The sequence below is a fragment of the Roseivivax marinus genome, from assembly GCF_900109705.1.
GTDB classification, from domain to species: Bacteria; Pseudomonadota; Alphaproteobacteria; order Rhodobacterales; family Rhodobacteraceae; genus Roseivivax; species Roseivivax marinus.
The window spans coordinates 233,857-257,659 of sequence record NZ_FOAI01000004.1; the positions used below are offsets into that span (position 1 = coordinate 233,857).

22 protein-coding genes are annotated in these 23,803 nt (G+C 69.2%); 10 read left to right on the forward strand and 12 right to left on the reverse strand.

The window, feature by feature from the left end; translation table 11 throughout:
* The first annotated feature begins 32 nt into the window (after positions 1–32).
* The 9 genes from BMX29_RS07335 (at position 33) to BMX29_RS07375 (ending at position 10,739) form a co-directional block, all read left to right on the forward strand.
* Entirely contained in the window at positions 33–1,127 is a 1,095-nt protein-coding gene (locus tag BMX29_RS07335; protein ID WP_043842264.1) for a carboxynorspermidine decarboxylase, read from the forward strand.
* 43 nt (positions 1,128–1,170) lie between these two features.
* Positions 1,171–2,409, forward strand: coding sequence for a saccharopine dehydrogenase family protein (locus BMX29_RS07340; RefSeq protein ID WP_092811557.1), 1,239 nt, complete (start codon positions 1,171–1,173; stop codon positions 2,407–2,409).
* 302 nt (positions 2,410–2,711) lie between these two features.
* Entirely contained in the window at positions 2,712–4,016 is a 1,305-nt protein-coding gene (locus BMX29_RS07345; RefSeq protein WP_092811559.1) for an NAD(P)/FAD-dependent oxidoreductase, read from the forward strand.
* Positions 4,017–4,339: 323 nt separating this feature from the next.
* Positions 4,340–4,972, forward strand: a complete 633-nt coding sequence (locus BMX29_RS07350) for a DUF1007 family protein (protein ID WP_043842267.1) — start codon at positions 4,340–4,342, stop codon at positions 4,970–4,972.
* A complete protein-coding gene (locus BMX29_RS07355) occupies positions 4,954–5,871 on the forward strand; it encodes a nickel/cobalt transporter (RefSeq protein ID WP_092811561.1) in 918 nt (305 codons plus the stop codon). Before BMX29_RS07350 ends, BMX29_RS07355 begins: the two co-directional genes overlap by 19 nt.
* A gap of 362 nt (positions 5,872–6,233) precedes the next feature.
* Positions 6,234–7,592 (forward strand): MATE family efflux transporter, encoded by a 1,359-nt coding sequence (locus tag BMX29_RS07360; protein ID WP_092811635.1) that lies wholly within the window; start codon positions 6,234–6,236, stop codon positions 7,590–7,592.
* A gap of 99 nt (positions 7,593–7,691) precedes the next feature.
* Complete coding sequence (locus BMX29_RS07365; RefSeq protein ID WP_092811563.1) at positions 7,692–8,312, forward strand: DUF805 domain-containing protein; 621 nt, start codon at positions 7,692–7,694, stop codon at positions 8,310–8,312.
* Between the two features lie 78 nt (positions 8,313–8,390).
* Positions 8,391–9,488: a redox-regulated ATPase YchF gene (ychF, locus tag BMX29_RS07370; RefSeq protein WP_043842272.1), complete on the forward strand. Its 1,098-nt coding sequence runs from the start codon at positions 8,391–8,393 to the stop codon at positions 9,486–9,488.
* A 132-nt stretch (positions 9,489–9,620) separates the two neighbouring features.
* Positions 9,621–10,739, forward strand: coding sequence for an AI-2E family transporter (locus tag BMX29_RS07375; RefSeq protein ID WP_240092143.1), 1,119 nt, complete (start codon positions 9,621–9,623; stop codon positions 10,737–10,739).
* Positions 10,740–10,785: 46 nt separating this feature from the next.
* Here the strand turns inward: BMX29_RS07375 and BMX29_RS19180 are convergent, their stop codons facing one another.
* The 11 genes from BMX29_RS19180 to BMX29_RS07425 form a co-directional block, all read right to left on the reverse strand.
* The gene (locus tag BMX29_RS19180) at positions 10,786–10,953 is read right to left on the reverse strand and encodes a hypothetical protein (RefSeq protein WP_175471151.1); all 168 of its coding nucleotides are present in this window, start codon (positions 10,951–10,953) and stop codon (positions 10,786–10,788) included.
* A gap of 6 nt (positions 10,954–10,959) precedes the next feature.
* On the reverse strand, positions 10,960–12,246 hold the full coding sequence (locus BMX29_RS07380) for a c-type cytochrome (protein ID WP_092811565.1): 1,287 nt from the start codon (positions 12,244–12,246) through the stop codon (positions 10,960–10,962).
* Entirely contained in the window at positions 12,243–13,472 is a 1,230-nt protein-coding gene (locus BMX29_RS07385) for a formate dehydrogenase subunit gamma (RefSeq protein ID WP_092811567.1), read from the reverse strand. The genes BMX29_RS07380 and BMX29_RS07385 overlap by 4 nt, the downstream gene beginning before the upstream one ends.
* A gap of 52 nt (positions 13,473–13,524) precedes the next feature.
* Positions 13,525–14,532: a tetratricopeptide repeat protein gene (locus BMX29_RS07390; RefSeq protein ID WP_043842277.1), complete on the reverse strand. Its 1,008-nt coding sequence runs from the start codon at positions 14,530–14,532 to the stop codon at positions 13,525–13,527.
* Positions 14,533–14,745: a hypothetical protein gene (locus BMX29_RS07395; protein WP_043842279.1), complete on the reverse strand. Its 213-nt coding sequence runs from the start codon at positions 14,743–14,745 to the stop codon at positions 14,533–14,535.
* 179 nt (positions 14,746–14,924) lie between these two features.
* Positions 14,925–15,518, reverse strand: a complete 594-nt coding sequence (fdh3B, locus tag BMX29_RS07400; protein WP_092811569.1) for a formate dehydrogenase FDH3 subunit beta — start codon at positions 15,516–15,518, stop codon at positions 14,925–14,927.
* A 14-nt stretch (positions 15,519–15,532) separates the two neighbouring features.
* Entirely contained in the window at positions 15,533–18,679 is a 3,147-nt protein-coding gene (locus BMX29_RS07405; RefSeq protein WP_092811571.1) for a formate dehydrogenase subunit alpha, read from the reverse strand.
* A gap of 93 nt (positions 18,680–18,772) precedes the next feature.
* Positions 18,773–18,973, reverse strand: coding sequence for a twin-arginine translocation signal domain-containing protein (locus BMX29_RS07410; RefSeq protein WP_043842284.1), 201 nt, complete (start codon positions 18,971–18,973; stop codon positions 18,773–18,775).
* Positions 18,974–19,107: 134 nt separating this feature from the next.
* Positions 19,108–19,716 (reverse strand): TorD/DmsD family molecular chaperone, encoded by a 609-nt coding sequence (locus BMX29_RS07415; protein WP_092811573.1) that lies wholly within the window; start codon positions 19,714–19,716, stop codon positions 19,108–19,110.
* Complete coding sequence (locus BMX29_RS07420; protein WP_092811575.1) at positions 19,716–20,435, reverse strand: DUF3306 domain-containing protein; 720 nt, start codon at positions 20,433–20,435, stop codon at positions 19,716–19,718. The genes BMX29_RS07415 and BMX29_RS07420 overlap by 1 nt, the downstream gene beginning before the upstream one ends.
* A complete protein-coding gene (locus tag BMX29_RS07425) occupies positions 20,432–21,028 on the reverse strand; it encodes a DUF3305 domain-containing protein (protein ID WP_244889173.1) in 597 nt (198 codons plus the stop codon). The genes BMX29_RS07420 and BMX29_RS07425 overlap by 4 nt, the downstream gene beginning before the upstream one ends.
* Positions 21,029–21,186: 158 nt before the next feature.
* Here BMX29_RS07425 and BMX29_RS07430 point away from each other — a divergent pair, with 158 nt between their 5' ends.
* A complete protein-coding gene (locus BMX29_RS07430; RefSeq protein ID WP_092811577.1) occupies positions 21,187–23,163 on the forward strand; it encodes a 4Fe-4S binding protein in 1,977 nt (658 codons plus the stop codon).
* A 79-nt stretch (positions 23,164–23,242) separates the two neighbouring features.
* On the opposite strand, the gene BMX29_RS07435 is transcribed toward BMX29_RS07430, so the two are convergent.
* On the reverse strand, positions 23,243–23,704 hold the full coding sequence (locus BMX29_RS07435; protein ID WP_092811579.1) for a globin domain-containing protein: 462 nt from the start codon (positions 23,702–23,704) through the stop codon (positions 23,243–23,245).
* Positions 23,705–23,803 lie beyond the last annotated feature (99 nt).

Here is a 23,803-nt window from a genome sequence, read left to right on the forward strand (position 1 = left end):
GTCCGGCCCGGGAGACGGAAAGGAGCGCCCCGATGCAGACGCCCTATTACCTGGTCGACAAGGCCCGCCTGCTGCCCAATCTCGAAAAGATCGCGCACCTGCGCGAGACGTCCGGCGCGAAGGCGCTGCTGGCGCTCAAGTGCTTTGCCACCTGGGGTGTGTTCGACCTGATGCGCGAGTACATGGACGGCACCACGTCCTCCTCGCTCTACGAGGTCAAACTCGGTGCCGAGGAGTTCGGCGGCGAGACCCACGCCTACTCCGTCGCGTGGGCAGACCACGAGATCGACGAGGTGGTGCGGGTCTCGGACAAGGTGATCTTCAACACCGCCGCGCAGCTCCGCCGGTTTGAGAGCCAGAGCGCCGGGCTCACCCGCGGGCTGCGGGTCAATCCGGGGGTCTCGACCTCGGACTTCGACCTGGCCGATCCCGCGCGCCCGTTCTCGCGGCTGGGCGAGCATGCTCCGGAGGATATCGAGCCGGTGGCCGACATGATCTCGGGCTTCATGTTCCACAACAACTGCGAAAACGGCGATTTCGAGCGGTTCGACGCCATGCTGGGCCATATCGAGGACCGTTTCGGTGCGCTCATTCGGCGCATGGACTGGATCAGCCTTGGGGGCGGCATCCACTTCACCGGCGAGGGTTACCCGCTCGATCGTCTGGCCGAGCGGCTCAAGCGGTTCGGTGGCGAGAACGAGGTGCAGGTCTATCTCGAGCCGGGCGAGGCGGCGATCACCAACTCGACCACGCTCGAGGTCACGGTGCTGGACACGCTGCACAACGGCAAGAACCTCGCCATCGTGGACAGTTCGGTCGAGGCGCACATGCTCGATCTGCTGATCTACCGCGAGAGCGCCAAGATGCATCCCGATGCCGGCCCCGAGGAGTGGATGATCTGCGGGAAGTCCTGCCTCGCCGGCGACATCTTCGGCGAGTTCCGCTTCCCCGGCCCGATCTCGGCGGGCGACCGGCTGTCGATCCAGGACGCCGCCGGTTACACGATGGTCAAGAAGAACTGGTTCAACGGCGTCAAGATGCCGGCCATCGCCATCCGCGAGACCGACGGGACCGAACGGCTCGTGCGCGATTTCGGCTACGACGACTTCAAGGCGGCGCTGGGCTGAGCGCCGCGAAACCCACCCTGGCAACCAAGGGGGTCTCCTACCCATGAAAAAGAACGTCCTCATCGTCGGCGCCGGCGGCGTCGCCCAGGTCGTGGCGCACAAGTGCGCCCAGAACAACGACATCCTCGGCGATCTGCACATCGCGAGCCGTACCAAATCGAAGTGCGACGTCATCGTGGACGGCGTGCGCGAGAAGGGCGCGATGAAGGTCGAGGGCACGTTCGAGACCCACGCGCTCGACGCGACGAAATCGGCGGACGTGGCGGACCTGATCCGGAAGACGGGCGCCGAGATCGTCATCAACGTGGGCACCGCCTTCGTGAACATGCACGTGCTCGACGGCTGCATCGAGACCGGCGCCGCCTACATCGACACCGCGATCCACGAAGAACCCGACAAGATTTGCGAGACCCCGCCGTGGTACGCCAATTACGAGTGGAAGAAGCGTGACGCCTGTGCCGAAAAGGGTGTGACGGCGATCCTGGGCGCGGGCTTCGATCCGGGCGTGGTGAACGCCTACGCGCGCTTCGCCATCGACGAGTTCATGGACGAGGTCAAATCCATCGACATCGTCGACATCAACGCCGGCTCGCACGGGCGCTACTTCGCGACCAATTTCGACCCCGAGATCAACTTCCGCGAGTTCACTGGCGTCGTCTACTACTGGGAAGACGGCCAGTGGAAGGAGAAGTCGATGTTCGAGACGGGTCACGAATGGGACCTGCCCGTTGTCGGCAAGCAGATGGCCTACATGTCCGGCCACGACGAGATCCACAGCCTCGCGACCAACTATCCGCAGGCCGACGTGCGCTTCTGGATGGGTTTCGGCGAGCGGTACATCACGGTCTTCACCGTGCTGAAGAACCTGGGCCTGCTGTCCGAGCAGCCGGTGACCACTGCGGAGGGGCAGGAGGTCGTGCCGCTCAAGGTCGTGAAGGCGTGCCTGCCCGACCCCAAGAGCCTCGCGCCCGACTACACCGGCAAGACCTGCATCGGCGATCTGGTGAAGGGCACCAAGGGCGGCGAAGAGGTCGAGGTCTTCGTCTACAACGTGGCCGACCACAAGGAGGCCTACACCGAGGTGGGCAGCCAGGGCATCTCCTACACAGCCGGTGTGCCGCCGGTCGCCGCCGCGATACTGATCGCGCAAGGCGACTGGGACGCGAAGACCATGAAGAACGTCGAAGAGATGGACCCCAAGCCGTTCTTCGAAGTGCTCGACCGGATCGGCCTGCCCACGCGGGTCCGCATCGGCGACGAGGACCGCGCCTGGAACGCATGACCGGCTGACACATCATGCGGACCCTATCGGGACGCTTTTCGACGGCGGCGGGGATATTCCCCGTCGCCGTTTGCATTTGATGTGGGGGCGGGGTTGCCGGCTGGCCGGCTCGGTGTCTCTTCGCGCGGCGTGGACCGGCGATCTTCGAAGCCGGGGACCGCTGCACGCTGCGCGAAGCCGTGCAGCACGGGATGTAAGCGCCGTGTCCGGCGAAAGTCCCCCGCCTGCGCTGGTCCCTCGCCGGTTGGTAACGGGCGGTACCGGCCCTAGGTCACAGGTGAACTGACACAAAGGTGATCCGCATGGCCGAGCGCAAGCGCATCGTGGTGGTCGGGGGCGGCGCCGCGGGGATCGGGCTTTGCCGCAGCCTCGCGCGGCGGTTCCGAGATACCCACGACGTCACTCTCATAGACCGCAACCGCACCCACGTCTGGAAGCCGCTTCTCCACGAGGTGGCCGCAGGGGTGCTGGACCCCAACCTCGAAGAGGTCGGCTACGGCGGTCACGCGGCGCGGTGGGGCTATCGCTTCTTCCGCGGCGCGTTGGAGAAGATCGACCGCGAGCGTCAGGTGGTCACGACGTCTCCGCTTCTGGACGAGGACGGCGACGTGCTGCTCGACCGCCACGAGATCGCCTACGACTGGTTGATCCTTGCCTTCGGCGGAGTGTCCAACGACTTCGGCATCCCGGGCGTGCGCGACCACGCGCTGTTCCTCGAGGATCGCGGGCAGGCTGACCGCTTCCGTCAGAAGCTGCTGAACGCCTGCCTGCGCGCCAATGCACGCCGCGCCGAGGGCGAGGATGCGACCGTGCCCATCGTCATCGTCGGTGGCGGCGCCACCGGCGTCGAGCTGTCGGCCGAGCTGGTCCACGCCGCGCGCGTGCTCAATTCCTATGGGCTGGAGAGCTTTCCGTCCGACGCCATGCGGATCACGCTGCTGGAGGCTGGGCCGCGCCTGCTTCCCGCGCTGGGCGAGGACGTGGTCGCCAAGGTCGAGGATGAGCTGACCAGCATCGGCGTTGACGTCCGGACAGGCGCGAAAGTGACCGAGGTCCGCGCCGACGCGGTGTCGGTCGAGGGCATGGAAGACCTGCCGGCCACACTGGTTCTGTGGGCCACGGGCATTCGCGGCGACCCGGCAGTCGCGGACATGAGCGATCTGGAGTTGTCCAAGGCCGACCGGATCCTCGTGAACCCCGACCTGCGCACCGTGACCGACGACCATATCCTCGCGATCGGAGATTGCGCCCATTGCGAGCCTCCCGGGCAGGACGGACCTATCCCGCCACGGGCGCAGGCGGCGCACCAGATGGCGGACCACGCGGTCGAGGTCATCGCGGCGCTGGAGGCCGGGCGCACGCCCGAGCCGTTCACGTATCGCGACCACGGGGCGCTGGTCTCGCTCAGCCGATTCGCCACCGTGGGCAGCCTGATGGGCAACCTCGCCGGGGGGCGCGTCGCGATCGAGGGGCGGCTGGCGCGTGCGGCCTACCTGTCGCTCTACCGGCTGCACATCATCTCGATGCACGGCTGGCTGCGCGGGCTGGCGCGCCTCGCGGCCAAGCCGCTGGGGCGGGCGGTGCGTCCGCAAATCAAGCTCCACTGAGCGAAACGAGACGACGAACAAAAGCGCCACTTGGGCGCGGGACACCGGGCTGCGCGTCGCGCGCCGCACCTGCCATCGTGGGTGTCGCCCGAAACAGGCCGAACCGTCGTCGAGCGCGGTCTTCGCTGCTCGTGTCGGCAGGGCCGCGCAGTCCAAATGCCGCGAGCGAAGGCGGGCTGCTCGAAAGAGAGGTGTCGCCGGTCTTCGGGAGCCCGGCTGGAAACGCACCTCGCGGCAGTCGCCGTTCACATATGGGCGAAGCGCCGCGCGATGGGGCGATGCAGGATTGCCGTGACAGCGCTTGCGCCGTATCCCTGCCATCCATGATACGCACCGTCGCCACTGCCGCCCTGATCCTCGTGCCCGCGAGCCTGACCGCGCATCCGCACGTCTTCGTCGACAGCGAGCTGACCGTCGAAGTTGACGACGCAGGCCGCATCACCGGCACCCGGATGACGTGGACCTACGACGAGTTCTTCACTCTTCTGATCCTAGAGGACATGGGGCTCGATGCCGACGCGGACGGGCAGTTGACCGAGGACGAGCGCGCGGCTCTGCTCAACTTCGACTTCGAGACCTGGCCCGAGGGCTTCGAGGGCGATCTCTACCTTTATGCAGCGGACGGCACCCAGGTGCCGCTGGGCCATCCCGACTCGATTTCGGCGGACGTGGTCGACGGCAAGATCGTCTCGACGCACACCCGCACGGTCGATGCCGCCCCGGCCGAAGGCGCCACGCTCCGGCAATACGATCCGACCTACTACGTCGCCTACACGCTGCAGACCGTAGCCGTCGACGGGCCCTGCACGGCCTCGGTGGACGCGCCCGATCCCGATGCCGGCGAAGAGGCTCTGGCGCAGGCGCTCGAAGAGGCAAGCGAGGACCAGTTCGAGGTGCTCGAGCTTGGCATCCATTACGCGGACGAGATCAGGCTGTCATGCGGCTCCTCCTCCTAGGCGCGGCGCTCGGGCTCTGCGCGGCGGCCGCTTGGCTCTGGGCCTTCGGTGGCGCCGACGTGGTGGCCGCATGGGCCGCTGCCGGGCAGTCGCAGGCCCAGCGGGCGATGGCCGGTGCGCTGCGGTCGCTTCGGGCGGGAGACCCGGGTGCGCTTGCGACCCTCTGCGGGCTGGCCTTCAGCTACGGTGTGTTCCACGCGGCTGGTCCGGGCCACGGCAAGGTCCTGATCGGGGGCTACGGCGTTGCCCGCAGGGTGGCCCTGGCCAAGCTCTCGGGCATCGCGATCCTGTCGAGCCTCGCGCAGGCGGCAGGCGCGGTGCTGCTGGTCTACGGCGCGCTCTGGCTGCTGGGCTGGGGCCGGACGGAGATGACCGCCGCCGCCGAGAGCTGGTTCGCCCCCGCGAGCTATGCCGCCATCGCGGCGGTGGGCGCCTATCTCGTGCTGCGCGGGGCGGGCAAGCTCTGGCGCGCGCGACGGCGCGGTGGCGGACATGGCGGGGATCATGCGGTCCACGATCACTCCGGCGGCGTCTGCTCGAGCTGCGGACACGTGCATGGCCCCGACCCGGCGGCCGCTGCACGCGTGAGCTCCCTGCGGGAAGCCGCGGCACTGGTCGGCGCGGTGGCGATCCGGCCCTGCACCGGCGCGCTGTTCCTGCTGATCCTCACCGCACAGATGGGCATCGCAGCGGCGGGCATCCTCGCGACCTTCGCCATGGGCCTCGGCACGGCCGTCGTTACGGTCGGGGCAGCCGTCGCCGCCGTCACCGTCCGCGAAGGCATGGTCGCGCGGCTGGCGCAGGGCGGCTCTGCCGCGCGCCTTCTGGCCGGGATCGAGATGCTTGCGGGCGGGGTCGTCGCGGCGCTGGCGCTGCAGTTGATGCTGCGCGCGCTCTAGGTCCGCGCAACCCGTTGGGTGGTGCTGTCGGGGGCCTGCGGCTGGGATATTTTACCAAGAAGAAGCGGATCGCTCGCGGTCGCATGAAGGTCTCCTTACGGGGCGAGCGCGGGTGCCTGCGGCAGGGGTAATCTGGCCGAGAAGACGCGGGCGCGCGGAGGTAAAGGCCGGCCGGGCGGAAAGCGTCGCAGGCCGCTTGAGCCGCGGAAAACTGGCGCGTCGTCGTCTCGGGCTCATGCCGGCTCGGCGCGCTGTGTGCGCGGGCGGGGAGGTGGGCCGATCCTCGGTGCGGCGGCGCACGGCGGGCGCGCTTGCCGGGCAGGAGCGCCGCGCGTAAGGCCTCGGCCATGAGCCCCCGGTCCATGACATATCCCGCGCATGTCCGCGCCGTCCTGACGCTCGGCCTGCCGCTGATCGGCGGGCATCTCGCGCAGTTCCTGATCGGGCTGACCGACACCATGATGCTGGGCTGGTACGGCGCCGAGGCGCTGGCGGCGCTGACGCTGGCGCACACGGCCTTCTTCACGCTGTTCCTCCTCGGCACCGGGATCGCGTGGGCGGTGATGCCCATGGTCGCGAGCTACGCCGCGCAGGGCGACCAGGTCAGCATCCGGCGCGCCACGCGCATGGGACTGTGGCTGTCGCTCCTGTTCTTCGCGCTGACGGTGCCGCCCCTGTGGCTGTCCGAGCCGATCCTGCTGGCGCTGGGGCAGGAGGCGCGGGTGTCGGCGAACGCCCAGACCTACCTGCGGGTGGCGCTTTGGGGCATGGCGCCGGCGCTTGGGGTGATGGTGCTCAAGAGCTATCTCGCCGGGCTCGAGCACACCCGCATCGTGTTCTGGATCACCGGCCTCGCCGCGGTGCTGAACGCCGGGTTCAACTGGGTGCTGATCTTCGGCCACCTCGGCGCGCCGGAACTGGGCATCCGAGGGGCGGCGATCGCGTCGGTGCTGACGCACGCCGTGTCGCTGGCCGGTGTCGTGCTGTATGCCCGTGCGAAGCTGCCCGAACACGACCTTTTCGCCCGCTTCTGGAAGCCCGACTGGGAGATGTTCGGGCAGGTCTTCCGCCTCGGTTGGCCGATCGGGCTGACCAACCTCTCGGAGGTCGGGCTGTTCGCGGCCTCGGCCTTCATGATGGGCGCGATCGGGACCGTGGCGCTGGCGGCCCACGGGATCGCGGTGCAGCTCGCCACGGCGGCGTTCATGATCCACATGGGGCTGTCGAACGCCGCGACGGTGCGTGCGGGCAATGCCTTCGGACGCAACGATGCGGGCCACCTGGTGCGCGGCGCCTGGGCGGTGATCGCGATTTCGGTGGCGGTGGCCTGCGTCACGGTGGCTGTCTTCGTTCTGATGCCCGAGCCGCTGGTGGGCGCCTTCCTCGACCCCGCCGACCCCGACCGTGCGGCGATCGTCGAGGCGGGGGTGAGCCTTCTGATCGTTGCGGCGCTGTTCCAGCTGGTGGACGGCGCGCAGGTGATCGCGCTCGGGCTGTTGCGCGGGGTGCAGGACACGCGCGTGCCGATGGTCATGGCGGCGGTCGCCTACTGGGGCCTCGGACTGCCGGCGGCGTGGGCGTTCGGCTTCGGCCTTGGCTGGGGCGGGCCGGGGATCTGGCTCGGCCTCGTCATCGGGCTGGGCGCGGCGGGCGTGTTCCTCATGTGGCGCTTCTGGTCGCGCGCGGTGCCTCAGGCCGAGGCGCGACCGACGCTGGCCTGAGCGCGCGCGCCCGCGCCCGCGGGGTCGGGCATTCCGGACTGCACCCGCTGGCGGAGCGTGCTAGACCCTTTCGCGACAGACGACGCAGCGGGGATCGGCATGGACTGGTATTACGTGAAGGACGGTGCGCAGGAGGGGCCGGTCACCGAGGCCGACCTCGAGGAATTGGCCCGCGACGGGATCGTGCGCGGCGACACGCTGGTCTGGCGGCCGGGGCTGCAGGAATGGCAGCCGGCCTACGATCATGTGGCGGGCGTCACGCCTCCGCCGGTGACCCAGCGCGACACCAGCCTGCCGGAAGGCGTGCCCGGCAATCCGCGCGAGGCACACGCCTCGGGCGGCGCAGCGGCCAATCACCGGGGCGCCGAGGGGCCGGACGCGGACTACACCGCGCAATCGGGCTTCGTGGACGCGGCCAAGAAGTTCTTCGGCAACTACGCCACCTTCTCGGGGCGCAGCAATCGCGGCGAGTTCTGGTTCTGGGTCCTCGACAATCTCGCGATCTCGCTTCTCGTTTCGTTTGTCCTCGGTGATACCGGGTCGAGCCTGTGGAGCCTCGTCACGCTGATCCCGTCCTTCGCGTTGGGCGCGCGGCGACTGCACGACATCGGCCGGTCGGGATGGTGGCAGCTTCTGATCCTGCTGCCGGTCGTCGGGCTGCTGGTCCTGATCTACTGGTTCGCACAGCGGCCCGAGCCGGGGCCGAACCGCTACGGCTGACCGGCGCGGCTTGCACCGGGCGACGGGCATCTCTAGAAGCGCGGCGTCCGGGACACGAGATGACGGGAAGGGTCTGACATGGGCTTTCGCATGGGCATCGTGGGCTTGCCGAACGTGGGCAAGTCGACGCTCTTCAACGCGCTGACGAAAACCGCCGCGGCGCAGGCGGCGAACTTTCCCTTCTGCACGATCGAGCCCAACGTGGGCGACGTCGCGGTGCCGGACCGGCGCCTCGCGCAGCTGGCCGAGATCGCCAAGTCCAAGCAGGTGATCCCCGCGCGGCTGACCTTCGTGGACATCGCGGGCCTCGTGAAGGGCGCATCGAAGGGCGAGGGCCTCGGCAACCAGTTCCTCGCCAACATCCGCGAGGTCGACGCCATCGCCCACGTGCTGCGCTGCTTCGAGGACGAGGACGTCACCCACGTGGACGGCCGCGTCGACCCGGTGGCGGACGCCGAGACCATCGAGACCGAGCTGATGATCGCCGACATGGAGTCGATCGAGAAGCGGATGCAGAACCTCGTTCGCAAGATCCGCGGCGGCGACAAGGAGGCAGTCCAGCAGGAGCGCCTGCTCAAGATGGCGATGGAGGCGCTGGAGAACGGCCAGCCCGCGCGCACCGTCGAGATCGCCGACGACGACCGCAAGGCATGGCGGATGCTGCAACTGCTGACGCAGAAGCCGGTACTCTACGTGTGCAACGTGGACGAGGCCGAGGCCGGCACCGGCAATGCGCAGTCCGAGCGCGTGGCCGCCATGGCCGCCGAGCAGGGCAACGCCCACGTGGTGATCTCGGCCAAGATCGAGGAAGAGATCAGCCAGCTCGACGCCGAGGAGGCCGAGATGTTCCTCTCGGAGATGGGGCTGGAAGAAGCGGGTCTCGACCGGCTCATCAAGGCGGGCTACGGGCTCTTGCACCTCGAGACCTACTTCACCGTCGGGCCGAAAGAGGCGCGCGCCTGGACCATCCCCGTGGGCACGCTGGCGCCGCAGGCGGCGGGCGTCATCCACGGCGACTTCGAGAAGGGCTTCATCCGCGCCGAGACCATCGGCTACGACGATTACGTCGCGCTGGGCGGCGAGCAGGCCGCCAAGGACGCCGGCAAGATGCGCGCGGAAGGCAAGGCCTACACCGTGCGCGACGGCGACGTGATGCACTTCCTCTTCAACACCTGAGGCCGCGGCCGGCGCGTTGCTGTCCGCTGCGCGCCGTCCCGGGGCCGCGGGAACTTTTCACCCCCGGTTCGCCTTGAGGCAGTAGAGACCGCTTCCGCTGTTGGAGTGCGGTCCGGGGGGACTTGCATCGACATGACCGACCGACCGTCGCCAGCGCCCGGATCGCGCCCCGCGGCGTCCTGGCCGTTGACCATTCTGGCCAGCGTCACGCTCGTCGCTGCGCTGATCGTGGCGAAGGCCTTTCTCATGCCCATCGTGCTGGCTCTGCTGCTGAACCTCGTGTTCTCTCCCGTGCGCCGCTGGGCATCGCGGCGCGGCGTGCCGCCGGGGCTGACCTCGCTTGCCGTGGTGCTGGTGCTGTTCGTGGGCGTCGGCGCGCTGGCGCTCGCGCTGTCCGGCCCGATCCAGGATTACGCGCAGCGCGGACCCGAGATCGCCCAACAGGTTGAAAGCAAGCTGCGCTCGGTCTCGCAGATGATCGAACGCGTGTCGGAGGCCGGCAAGCAGGTGGGCGAGATGGCCGCCGGGGGCGACGAGGAGGCCGAGCGCGTGGTCGTGGCCGGGCCCGACCCGCTGACCATGCTGATCCTGTCGACGCCCGCGGTGCTGGCGCAGGCGTGCTTTACGCTGATCCTGCTGTTCTTCCTGATGTCATCGGGCGACCTGTTCTACGAGAAGATCGTGCAGGCGGCGCCGACCTTCGCGGACAAGCGGCGCGCCATCGGCGTGGCATACGACATCGAGCGCAAGCTCAGCCGCTACTTCGCGACCATCACCGTCATCAACTTCGGGCTGGGCGCGGCCATCGGCATCGCGCTCTGGGTGCTTGGAATGCCGAATCCGCTGCTCTTCGGAGTGATGGGCGCGCTTCTGAACTTCGTGCCGTTCATCGGTGCGGTGCTCGGAATGCTGCTGACCTTCGCCATCGGTATCGTCACCTTCGACATGCTGGGCCAGGCGGCGCTGGTCGCGGGCGTCTACTTCGGCCTGACGGCGATCGAGGGTCAGTTCGTTACACCCTACGCCGTGGGGCGGCGGCTCGAGCTGAACCCGGTCATCGTCTTCATTGCCGTGGCCTTCTGGGGCTGGGCATGGTCGGTGATCGGAATGTTCATCGCCGTGCCGGTGCTGATCGCGATCCGCGTCTTCTGCGAGAACGCCGAGCGGCTCCAGACCGTGGCGATCTTCCTCGCCGGGGCCGAACCCGAACGCGAGCCCGAGCCGTCGAAGACAGCCGGGGCAGGGCGCTGAGGCAGGGCGCGCCGCGCTTCGGACAGTCCGGGCGCGGCGCGGCCGGTCACTCGGCCATCGGGTCGCCGGGCTCTTCGGGGCCGGCCTCGCCCAGCCGTACCGTGCGGTTGTCGGCGGTGGCCGTGGCCGAGGTGTGCTCGAGGCTGGTGAGGACGAACCACGCCCCCACGGTCAGGACGGCGAGCGCGACGAAGGCAAGCGCCATGGACTTCATGTCAGTTCACTCCTTTGGCGCCGTTTCGCGGCGCAGATAGTCGATCAGATCGGCGCGGTCCTCCGCGCCGGCGATGCGTTGCATCGGCATCTTGGTGCCGGGAACGTAGTGCGCGGGGCCGATTTCGAACAGCGCCGAGACGGTCTCGGCGGTCCAGGTGACATCACTGTCGGCCAGCGCGTCGGAATAGGGGTAGTCCGCGATCGCCCCCGCGAGACGGCCGAAAAGACCGGCCAGCGTCGGCCCGGCCCGGCGCGCCCCGTCGCCGGTCAGCGTGTGGCAGACCGAGCACTTGTGCTTGAACTGCCGCTCGCCGTTCGGGACCGTGGCCGGGTCGGTGAGGAAGGCCGCATCCGCCGTGCTCATGGCGTCCTGCGCGTCCAGGTCGGCGAGGGGCCAGACGTGCACTGCCGCGTCGAGGCCCGCGGCGTAGAGGCGCGCGCCGTCGGGTGCGAAATCGAGCGACCAGATGGGGCCGCGGTCGGTGGCGCGAAAGTCGTGCAGCACGCTCCAATCGCCGGTCCGTGCCACGAGGATGTGGCCCTCGCCGTCGCCAATGACGAGGTGGCTGCCATCCGGCGAAACGGTCAGCGCAAGGATGGGACGGCGTCCGGCGGAGAGGTCGGCGATCTCGTCACCCGTCGCGGTGTCCAGGACCCTGGCGGTGCCGTCCACGGTGCCGTAGGCCAGCCATGCGCCGTCTGGGGCCAGCGCCATCCGGTTCACGCCGAAGCCGCCGGTCACGATCTGCCGCGCCTCGGTGCCTGTGGCGGCGTCCCACACCCGCACGGTGCCGTCGGCCGACGCGGTGAGCAGGGTGCGGGCGTCGAGGAAGGCGACGTCGTTGACCGGGCCGTCATGGCCGTTGAACTCTTGCAGCAACGTGCCGTCTGCCGCGGACCACAGACGCGCCGAGCCGTCCCAGCTGGCCGACGCCACGCGTTCGCCCTCGGGCGCCAGCGCCATGACCTTTCCGGCGTGGCCTTCGAGCCGCGCGGAGGGCGCGCCGTCGCGCCACAGGATCACGTCGAAATCGTCGGCGGCGGAAGCAAGCCCGCCGCCGGGCAGGAACGCCACCGCGTTCACCGCGGCGTCGTGCCCCTCGAGCCAACGCGGGTCCGCCCCGTTCCAGAGGCCCACCGAATTGTCGAAACTCGCCGTGGCGACCTGACCGTCGGGGGCGACGGTCACATCCATGACCGGACCGCCGTGCCCCTCGAGCAGGAGCGGGTCCGCCCCGGCGGCGCCGGCGGCGGACAGGCCCGCCGCCAGCGCCAGAGCCCCGCGGATCATTCCGCCGGCGTGGCCGAGCCAGCCCCGGACTTCTTCGGCGCGACGTCACCCTTCTTGAGCTTCTTCTCGGCCCAGATCGAGTGGTGCTCGCGGGCCCACTGTTCCTCGACCCAGCCTTTGCCCATGGCGTCCCACGCGCCCTCCATCCCGATCGAACCGATGTAGATGTGGGCGATGATGATCGCCATCAGGACAAAGCCGACGATGGCGTGCCAAAGCTGCGAATACTGCATCTCGGCCTGCGGCGAGAGGGCGGTCGGCAGCGGATCGAAGCCGAACCAGCCGGGAACGCCCACGGCGTTGATCTTCTCGAAGGTGGGGGCGAACATCTGAAGTTCGAAGGGGAACAGCAGCGCTAGGCCCGACGCCGAGATCGACGCCCCGAACACGATCACCGACCAGAAGATCAGCTTCTGTCCGGCATTGAACTTCTTCGCCGGCGGGTGGCCCTTGGTCAGCAGGCCGCCGCCCTTGAGGATCCAGTTCACGTCGGTCTTGTCGGGCAAGTTGGACCAGACCCACTGCACGAAGATCAGCACCAGTGCGATCATGAAGGCCCACGAGATGTTGTTGTGGATCCACTTCGAGCCGGTCGCGACAAGGGCAAACGCCTCGTGTCCGAAGGTCGGGATCAGGAACTTGCGGCCCATGAGCGTGAGCAGACCCGTGATCGCGAGCACGATGAACGAGCCCGCCAACAGCCAGTGGGAGAACCGCTCGATCGAGGTGAAGCGCAGCATGACACGCCCGGTCTTGGTGCCGTCGATGCGCACGCGGCCCTTGATGAGGTAGAACAGCGCCAGCGCAGCGATCGTGCCCAGCAGGAGGATGCCGCCCCAGAAGATCAGCGGCCCCTCGCGGACCTGCCACCACCACATCCCGCGATCCTGGATCAGGATGTCGGTCGCGGGGCCGCGCACCTGGGTCGAGATCTGGTCCTCGTCGAAGCGGAAGGCCCGCCACAGGTCGGCGCCCGGATCACCGTTCACGCCGTCCAGTATTTCGGTGTCGTATTGCGGCGCCGCGCGGTCGCCAATCAGTTGCTCCTGGTTGATGTCGCCCTCGGCCAGCCCTTGCTGGCGGCGCATGATGTCCTCGACGGTCTGCTCGCTGGCGAGGGACTCGTCGCCCGAGGGTGGATCGACCGCCTGCGCGGCGGCGCTCATGGGCGACAGCGTCGCCGCACCGAGCATCAGGCAGAAGTATAGCGTCAGAGCACGCAGCATCTTCGGGTCCCCCCTTGTTCTTCGTCTTCCATGCCCGGTTGGGGCAAAATCGTCAGCTCCGGTCGTCTTCGACCAGGTGGTAGAGGTGCTTGTAGGCCCGCAACGCCTCGGCGGTGTTGCCCAGCGTCTCGTGGGTTTCCGCGAGCAGCCGGCCGAAGCGGCGGGCCCAGCGGGGAAACGTCAGTTCGGCGGCGATCAGGGCACCCTTCTGCGCGGCCTCCAGCGCCTCGCCAGACGCGCCTGCCTCGGCGTCGATCAGGGCGCGCTGGTAAAGCAGGTTCAGCTCCGCGCGGCGGTCGCCCTCGGCCTCGGCGATCTCGAGGCCTTCGGCGATGTAGGTGCGGGCGCGGTCGGTAGCCTCGGACTGCCGGTGACAGGCTGCGACGGACGCCAGCGCGTGGGGCAGGATCACCCGGTTCGCCTGCGCCCGTGCGCCGGACAGCGCGCGCATGGCGTGGCTCAGCGCCTCCTGAAGGCGGCCGTCGGCCTCGTAGAGGCGGGCCAGCTCGTGGTGGACGCGCGGGATCTCGGGGCCGGCGGCGATGGACATCGCGTTCATCAGCGTGTCGGCGGCTTCCTTGACGTGGCGGCTGCGCTCGAGGATGCGGGCCTGCGCGCAGAGCAGGTCGATGCGCGTCTCCGGCGCCTCCTCGGCGCCGAGTGCGGCAAAGCCGCCCTCGACCGAGGCGCGGGCAAGGTCGCTGCGGCCGCGGGCAAGGTAGAGATCGGCGAAGATGGCGTGCAGGTCGGCCAGCGGTCCGGCCATGCGCGGGGTCTCGGCCAGGACCTCGAGCGCGCGGGCACCGAAATCGGCGGCGCCGTCGAGATCGCCGCGCCAGCGGGCCTGCCAGGCGATGGTGCGGGCGGCGAGCGCGGCGCTGGGACCGGGACGCTCGTCCTGGGTGCGCAGGCTCAGGACCTCGCGGGCGAGGCGCAGGCTCTCGGCGCGATCCTCCCAGCGCATCGCCCAGGCCTTGCGGTTGATGATGCCCGCATGGACCGGCGAGGCGGTCGGCGCCGTAATTGCGTCCGGGTGCGCTATGGGTCGCGGCGGTTGCATCTAGATCCTTGGGTATCGCCGTCGGAACGGGATCGTGGTTGCGGTCTGGCTCATCGACGCATCGTCGTTGGCCGGGGTGGCGAAACGGTCCGCGTGGCGGGCAAGGACCGCGTTCAGATCGTCGGCGACATCGTCAGCGCCGCTTTTCTTCAGGACATCGCGCAGGTCTTCCAGGACAGGACGGACCCAGTCGATGCGGTACTTCTCGCTCATCGTACACTTACCTTTTCCGGCCCGCGAGTGTGCAGGCGGTCAGTCGGGCAGGTCCGGTACGCAGGGTCCGCGCAGGCCCGGGGAAATCCGCCGGTTCCGGGTGCGCGGCCGTTTTGGACCACCCCGCCGAAACGGCGGGATGGTTGAAGCGTATCACGTTTCCGCGAGACAGCCAGAGATTAGCCGTCCCGTTGCTCGTACGCGGTGCCCCAGCCCCACGCTCCGCTGCCGAAGCCGCGGGCCACGACGCGCTCGCGGTAGATGTCGGCGACGTCGTCGCCGTCACCCGCGAGAAGCGCCTTGGTCGAGCACATCTCGGCGCAGATGGGCAGCTTGCCCTCGGCGATCCGGTTGCGGCCGTACTTCTGGAACTCGATTTCGGACGTGTCCTCTTCGGGGCCGCCGGCGCAGAAGGTGCACTTGTCCATCTTGCCGCGGCTGCCGAAGTTGCCGGCCTGCGGGTACTGCGGCGCGCCGAAGGGGCAGGCGTAGAAGCAGTAGCCGCAGCCGATGCAGAGGTCCTTGGAGTGCAGGACGATGCCCTCGGAGGTCTGGTAGAAGCAGTCCACCGGGCAGACGGCCATGCAGGGCGCGTCCGAGCAGTGCATGCAGGCGACCGAGATCGAGCGTTCGCCCGGCTGGCCGTCTTGGATTGTCACCACGCGGCGGCGGTTGATGCCCCACGGAATCTCGTGCTCGTTCTTGCAGGCGGTGACGCAGGCGTTGCACTCGATGCAGCGTTCGGCGTCGCAGAGAAATTTTGCGCGTGCCATATCTCGTTATCTCCTCACACGGCCTCGATGCGGCAAAGCGTTGCCTTGGTTTCCTGCATCTGCGTGACCGAGTCGTAGCCATAGGTCTGTGCGGTGTTGCAGCTTTCGCCGAGGACGTAGGGATCAGCGCCCTCGGGATATTTCGAGCGCAGGTCCTCGCCCTGCCAGAAGCCGCCGAAGTGGAACGGCATGAAGGCGACGCCCTCGCCGACCCGCTCGGTGACCATGGCCATCACGTTGACCTTGCCGCCGTTGGGACCGTGGACCCAGACCATTGCACCGTCACGCACGCCGAGATTGTTGGCGTCGCGCGGGTTGATCTCGATGAACATGTCCTGCTGCAGCTCGGCCAGCCAGGGGTTCGACCGGGTCTCGTCGCCGCCGCCCTCGTACTCGACCAGACGGCCGGAGGTGAGGGTGATCGGGAAGTCGCCCGAGTAGTCGGTCTCCTGGATCGACCTGTAAAGCGTCGGCACCCGCCAGAACTGCTTGTCCTCGTAGGTCGGGTAGTCCGCCACCAGGTCGTAGCGCGGCGTGTAGAGCGGCTCGCGGTGCTTCGGCACCGGGTCGGGGAAGGTCCAGACCACCGCACGCGCCTTGGCGTTGCCGTAGGGTGCGCAGCCGTGCTCGATCGCCACCCGCTGGATGCCGCCCGAAAGGTCGGTCTTCCAGTTCACGGTGCCGACCTGCTGGTTGTAGTCGCTCTCGATCGGCCCGGTCTGCGACTGTTCGCCGACCGAATTGTCGTTCTGCTGGAACCCGGCCGCGGCATCGCTTTCGGACGACGAGCTGTCACCTTCTTCCTGTGCCGACTGCCGCGCGACGTTGGCCTGCGGGTCCTCGGACTGGTTGGAGGACTGCGCGTTGCCCTGGCCCTGTTGCGACTGGTTCGACGCGTTGGACGAGAAGCTCGACGGACGCTCGCCGGAGAAGCCCGCGACCTGCTCGATCATCGTGCGTTCCTCGTCGGTGAGGTCGCCGGCCCAGCCCAGATCCACCAGCATCTGGTAGGTGAACTCGGGGTAGCCGTCCTCGATCTCCGAACCCACGGGCGCCACGCCCTCGGCAAGGAGGTTCTCGCCGTTGCGCTCGACGCCGAAGCGGGCGCGGAAGCCCATGCCGCCGTCCTTCACCGGAAGCGAGATGTCGTAGAGGTTCGGCGAGCCGGGGTGACGCATTTCGGGCGTGCCCCACGACGGCCACGGCAGGCCGTAGTAATCGCCGTCCGCAGGACCGCCCGACGCCCGCAGCGTGGTGCGGTCGAAGGTGTGCTGGTTCTGCATGTGGTCGCGCATACGCTCGGGCGACTGGCCGGTATAGCCGATCGTCCACATGCCGCGGTTGAACTCGCGGGTGAGGTCCTCGATCAGCGGCTCGTCGCCGTTGACCTCGATGTTGCGGAAGATGCGGTCCGAGAAACCGAACTTGTCCGCGAAGAGCTTCATGATGACGTGGTCGGCCTTGGACTCGAAGATCGGGTCCACGACCTTTTCGCGCCACTGGAGCGAGCGGTTCGACGCGGTGACCGAGCCGTAGGTCTCGAACTGCGTGGCCGCCGGCAGAAGATAGACGCCGTCCTCGCGGTCCTGCATCACCGCCGTCACGGTGGGGTAGGGGTCGATGACCACCAGCAGGTCGAGGCTTTCCATCGCCGTCTTCATCTCGGGCAGTCGGGTCTGCGAGTTCGGAGCGTGACCCCAGAAGACCATGGCGCGGGTCTTGTGCGGCTGGGTGAGGTTCTCCTCGTCCTCCAGCACGCCGTCGATCCAGCGCGACACCGGGATGCCGGTCTCGTTGATCATCATGCGGTCGGCGCCGTCCTCGCCGTCGCCTTCCATCACGGCAAAGCGGCCGCGCAGCCACTCCTCGTCCTCTTCCCAGACCCGCGACCAGTGCGCCCAGGCGCCGTCGGTCAGGCCGTAGTAGCCCGGCAGCGTGTCGGCGAGAACGCCGAGGTCGGTCGCGCCCTGCACGTTGTCGTGGCCGCGGAAGATGTTCGTGCCGCCACCGGCACGGCCCATGTTCCCCAGCGCGAGTTGCAGGATGCAGTAGGCGCGAGTGTTGTTGTTGCCGTTGGTGTGCTGGGTCCCGCCCATGCACCAGATCACGGTGCCGGGCTTGTTCTCCGACAGCAGGCGCGCGACGCGCTCGAGCTGGCTGGCCGGTGCGCCGGTGACGCGCTCGACCTCGTCGGGCGTCCAGTTGGCCACCTCGGCGCGGATCTCGTCCATGCCCCAGACACGGGTGCGGATGAACTCCTGGTCCTCCCAGCCGTTCTCGAAGATGTGCCACAGGATGCCCCAGACCAGCGCCACGTCGGTGCCGGGCCGGAAGCGGACATACTCGTCGGCGTGCGCCGCGGTGCGCGTGAAGCGCGGGTCGCAGACGATCAGCGGCGCGTTGTTCTGCTCCTTGCCCTTGAGGACGTGCAGCAGCGAGACAGGGTGCGCCTCGGCGGGGTTGCCGCCGATGATGAAGATCGCGCGGGAATTGTGGATGTCGTTGTAGGAGTTGGTCATGGCGCCGTAGCCCCACGTGTTCGCAACGCCCGCAACGGTGGTCGAGTGGCAGATCCGCGCCTGGTGATCCACGTTGTTCGTGCCCCAGTAGGCGGCGAACTTGCGGAAGAGGTAGGCCTGCTCGTTGTTGTGCTTGGCCGAGCCGAGCCAGTAGACCGAATCCGGCCCGCTCTCGTCACGGATGGACATCATCCGATCGCCGACCTCGTTGATGGCCTCTTCCCACGAGATGCGGACCCATTCGCCGCCCTCTTTCTTCATGGGATACTTCAGGCGGCGCTCGCCGTGCGTGTGCTCGCGCACCGATGCACCCTTGGCGCAGTGGCTGCCAAGGTTGAACGGGCTGTCCCAGCCGGGCTCCTGGCCCGTCCAGACGCCGTCCTGCACCTCGGCGATGACCGTGCAGCCCACCGAGCAGTGGGTGCAGACCGATTTCACGGTCTCGGTCGCGCCCTCGGCGGCGGTCTGCGCGGTGGCTTTCCGCACGGTGCCGCCGGTCGCGGCGATGGCGGCGAGGCCGCCCACGGCAAGTCCCGACCCGCGCAGGAAGGCGCGGCGGTCGACGGCCTTGCCGGCGAATTCGGACAGCAGTCCGTTTGTCGGCGTGCGGCGCACGACCCCGTTTGATTTTTTACGAAGCATCGTTCCCTCCGTAGCTGGCCCCTAGGTTCGGGCGCTGGCTGCCGGTCACCGCGCCTCTTGGAGCGCTTGCCGGCCTGTTGGTCGTGCGTCCGCTCAGAAGCGGGCAGACGCGAGGTAGGCGCGCGTGTGCGCGGTATCGGCGAGTCCCTTGTGCGGGCCCTGCGGTTCTGCGGCCTCGGCTTCCGAGCCCGGCGCCGCGACGGCGGCGAGCGCGGCCGCCGGCGCGGCGGTCGTGGCGAGCTTGAGGAAGCTGCGGCGGCCCTCGTCGGCCTTGGAAGCGGTGTCTTTGGACATCGGTCGGTCCTCCCCTTTACGTTGCTGTGGCGCGGCGCGCGCGCCGGTTCGGCTGGCTACTGGGGCGCACGGTCCTTCCGGTCCGGGCGCGGTCTGGTGTGCATCGCCCCGTGCGGGGACGACGCCGGGCCGGATCACTCCGGCGACAAGCGGAACGCCTCGCGCTCGATCTCGATGAAGGCGCGCCCGGCCGTGCCGAGCGGCGCGTAGAGATCGGCGCCCTTGGCGGATTCGAGGTCGGCGAAGAAATGGCCGGCCCACGGACCCACGTGGCGATTGAAGAAAGTGCGCTGGTCCTCGAGGTCGGACGGCGCGCCGAAGCGGCCGACGATCAGCGCGCCCATGACCTCCATCAGCGAGGCGATGTTGTCTTCGGGCTCGTAGACCGTCTCGGCCCGCGCGACGCCGCGCGCACGCAGGTCGCGGCGCAGCGAGGCGAGCGGTTTTTCGTTGAGAAAACCGGTCAGGTAATAGCTGGCATAGGGTAGCAGCTCGCCGCGCCCTAGGCCGATGAACAGGCGGTTGAACTCGCGCCGCGCCTCGGCGGCCGAGGTCCGCGCCGCGCGCGCCGCCAACTCGGCCATGGCCTGCCCGAGATCGCTGTCGTCGCCGGTCAGCCCGGCCGTCTGCTGCAGGATCATCTCGTCGGGCTCGCGCGCGAGCATGACGCCGAGGTAATTGTAGAGGTCGGCTCTCAGCCGATCCTCGGCACCGATCGAGGCCGCCGTCGCGGACTGTGTCATTACGTCACCGTATCGAAGCGAAAGCGCATCCGCCTGGCACGCGGCTGCATCGCTTCGTCCTCCCCATCCTGATCTGACGCCTCATGGGCGCTCGGCTCAAATGCGACCTTGGTCGCAGATGCAGGCGCAGAAAGCGGCGCGGGGCGCTCGGCCTCCGTCGCGTCACCCTGCGCGCTATCGGTCTGATCGTCCACGGATTGCGGCACCTCTGCCACGGTTTCGACCTCGGCGGGCGACACCGCGGCGGTGGTTTCGGGCGTCTCCGCGGGCGCGGTCACGTCCTCGGCCGTGCCGGCGATCCGCTTCGCCTTGTCCGCGGCGCGCGCCAGCGACTCGCCGTGCGCGCGCAGGCTGCCGGTGGTCACGTCGAAGGCCGTGCGCACGCCCGGGGCGTCGGTCGCCGCGGCGGTGTAGTCGACGTCGTAATCGTTCAGCCCGTCGAGGCAGGCGAGCACCGGGTTCGACGGCCAGAGCTTGCGCAGCGCGCGGCGGCGCAGGCGCTCGGGGATCTCGCGGCGCATGAAGCCAGCGATGGCCTCGCCCGGCTTGAGGTCGTCCGGATCGGGCAGGCCGAAGCGCTGCAGGATCTCCGCGTCGGGCAGTTCCGCGATCTCGTCCGCCTCGAGCTGGCGGACCTGCCGCTCCTCGGCGGCGGCCTCCGCCTCGCGCTCGGCCGCGACGGCCGCCTTGCGCCGGGACCAGAAGTTGCCGCGGCTCATTCGTCGTCTCCCTGCCGCGCATGGCGGTGTCCGGTGGGCGAGCGGTAGACGTCCGAAGCCCGGGTCACCCGCGCGTCGCCCACGCCGTCCTCGACCGGCATCTCCTGCGGGCGGCGTCGGCGTTTCACGAACGGCTCCTCGAAGTGGTGACGCGCGACCCAGTCTCCGACCCAGGGCACGAGGGTGTCCGGCATGGCGACCTTTTCGACGATCTCGTCGCCGCTGGTCTGGAACAGCGCGGCCTCGTGCGGCGAGGCGGTCACGAGGTGCACGCGCCACGGCATCGCGGCCCCGGGTGCCGAGGGCCGCAACACGACATAGGCCGCCGGAACCGGCTCGGACAGCGCGATACGGTAGGCCTCGGTCTCTCCGCGATGCAGGGTGAGCGGCATTGTCGCCGCGTGGAAGTCCGTCACGCCGTCCTCTTCCCGCAGCATCCGCCAATCGGCGGGCGCGGCGTCCGGCAGCAGGGCGACCGGCGCCCAGGACCAGCGCGCCCAGCGGGTCACGCCGGGACGGCGGCGCACGATCACGCCCACCTGCCGCGACGTCGCGGTGGCAGTTCGAAGTGCGTGTGAGTCGTCCTTGGCCAAGCCTGGCCTCTCCCCGGTGCGTCTCGTGAGTGTGATCAAATACTAGGCCCAGCGGCTTGCCGGGGACAAGACGGTCGGTTACCAAAATTGCCGGATCTTCAATAACGTGATCGGCGCGGGAGTGTCCCGAGGGGCGCCATCCGGCGCAAGGAGGCGGCATGGCCACGCGCATTCTTCTCTGCGATTGTCTCGGCAGTCAGAAGCTCGACCCTGGCGCGATCGAACGCGCCACCGGGCTCGAGACCGGCCGCGTGCACACCGCGCTCTGCATGCATGAGGGCGAGGCCGCGGCGACCGCGCTCGGCCGCGGCGACACGCTCGTGGCCTGCGCGCAGGAGACCGCCTTCTTCGAGATGCTGGCCGAGGAACTGGGCGTCGAGACGCCGCCGCACGTGGACCTGCGCGACCGTGCTGGCTGGTCCGACGAGGCCGGCCGTGCCGGACCCAAGCAGGCCGCTCTGGCCGCCGAGGCGCTGCTGACGGTGCCGGCGCCGCGCACGCGCGACGTGATGTCCGAGGGGCGCGTGCTGATCGTGGGATCGGGTGAGGCGGCCTTCGACCTCGCCGCGCGCTGCTGCGACGCGCTGGCGGTGACGGTGCTCCAGACAGACGCCAAGACGCCGCCCGCCGATCGCCGCTTCGACATCGTGCGGGGTGCCCTGTCGCGCGCCGAGGGCGCGTTCGGCGACTTCCGGGTGCGCATCGATGGCTTCGCGCAGCTTCTGCCGGGCGGGCGGGGCGACTTCGCCTTCACCGAGCCGCGCGACGGGGCCGTGTCCGAGTGCGACATCCTGATCGACCTGACCGGCGACACGCCGATGTTCCCCGCCCACCACAAGCGCGAGGGTTATCTGCGCGACGATCCCCGCCGCCCCGGCGCGCTGGCCGAGGTCGCCGCCACCGCGCGCGAGATGATCGGCACCTTCGAGCAGCCGCTCTACGTTCGCACCGAGCCCGCGCTCTGCGCGCATTCGCGTGCGAACCAGACCGGCTGCACAAACTGCCTCGACATCTGCCCCACCGGCGCCATCGTCCCCGATGGCGAGCATGTGCGCGTGGATCCGATGATCTGTGCCGGGTGCGGCGCGTGTTCGTCCGTGTGTCCCTCGGGCGCGATCACCTACGATGCGCCGCCGGTGGCCTCGGTCTTCCGCCGGATCGACACGCTCGCCTCGGCCTACCGAAAGACCGGCGGACGCGCCCCGCGCCTGTTGGTGCATGACGGCGCGCATGGCCGCGAGATGATCCACCTCGCCGCGCGCCACGGGCGGGGGCTGCCCGCCGACGTGATCCCGTTCGAAATCGACGCGCTGGCGGCCTTCGGCCATGCCGAGATGAGCGCCGCGCTGGGGGCGGGCTTTGCCGCCATCGACATTTTGCCCGCGCCGCGGACCGAGCGCGCGACCCCCGCCGCGGAGGCGGTGCTGGCCAATGCCCTCGCGGGCGGACCGCGGGTGCGCCTGCTGGAGGCCGCGGATCCCGACGCGCTGTCCGAGGCGCTTTACGGGGTCGAGACGGCGGCACCCGTGGCCGATCCCGCGCTGCCAATGGGCACGCGCCGTCAGGTGACCCGCGTCGCGACGCAGGCGCTCCACCCCGAGGGCGGCGTGATCGATCTGCCCAAAGGCGCGCCCTACGGCGCCGTGCTGTGCGACACCGACGCGTGCACGCTCTGCCTCGCCTGCGTGTCGCTCTGCCCGTCCGGGGCACTTGGCGACAACCCGGACCTGCCGCAGCTCCTGTTCCAGGAGGAGGCCTGCCTGCAGTGCGGGCTGTGCGAGACCGTCTGCCCAGAGAATGCGATTACCCTCGAGCCGCGCATGAACCTCGAGCCCGAGGCGCTGTCGCAGCGCGTCCTGAACGAGGAGGAGCCCGCCGCCTGCATCGAGTGCGGCGCGCTGTTCGGGGTACAATCGACCATCGACCGCATCGTCGCGCAGCTGGCCGGAAAACACCCGATGTTCGCCGAGGGCAACGCTGCGCGGATGATCCGCATGTGTGACGATTGCCGGGTTAAGGCGCAATACCATTCCGACAACAACCCGTTCGCGGCCGGGCCGCGGCCCCGCGTCCGGACCAGCGACGACTATCCCACGGGCGGCGGCTCTTCGGGCTCCGGGAGGCGCGATCACTGAGGGCGCCAGCCATCGTGGCTTGTGCCAGCATGATGGTAGCGGGGCCAAGGCTCCTTGTATTGCCGGGCGCCGGTTCACCTCACTCGCTCTCTGCGCCGCAGGCCAGCGAAGCGCCGCCCTCCGCCCGCGCCAGTTCGTCCTCGAGCGCGGGGATCATCAGCCCGCTGATGGCGCCGTACGCCGCGCCCCAGGCGGCCTCTTCCTCGTAGGACAGTCCGCCCGGCGTTTCCTCGGCAAGGGCGCCGAGCAGGGCCTCCCCGACGAGGGCGAAGTGAGCGGGCTCTGCGCCGTAACCCGCGTGACGGCGGGCGAGCGCCGTGAGGGCCGGGGACAGGACCTCGAGCCGGTGCACCTCCTTTACCACGGTGGCGAGGGTCTGGTTCAGAAGCTCCTGCTGCGTGGCGAGGTCCTGCGGAAAAAGCGGCCTGAGCTCGGGCGCGCGGGCGAAAAGCTCGAGATAGAACCGTCGGCCCACGTTGCGCTTGGCCGCGTAGGCCCGCGCGAAGCTGCCGACGACGAGCGATTTCTGCGATGGGGTCATCCGGTGCCTCCGCGCTGACGCGGGCACCTTGGCACGACAGCGATTGACGAGGTCTTAAAGCGCGAACGGCGGTGGGCGGTCGTGCCGGGATCAATCCGC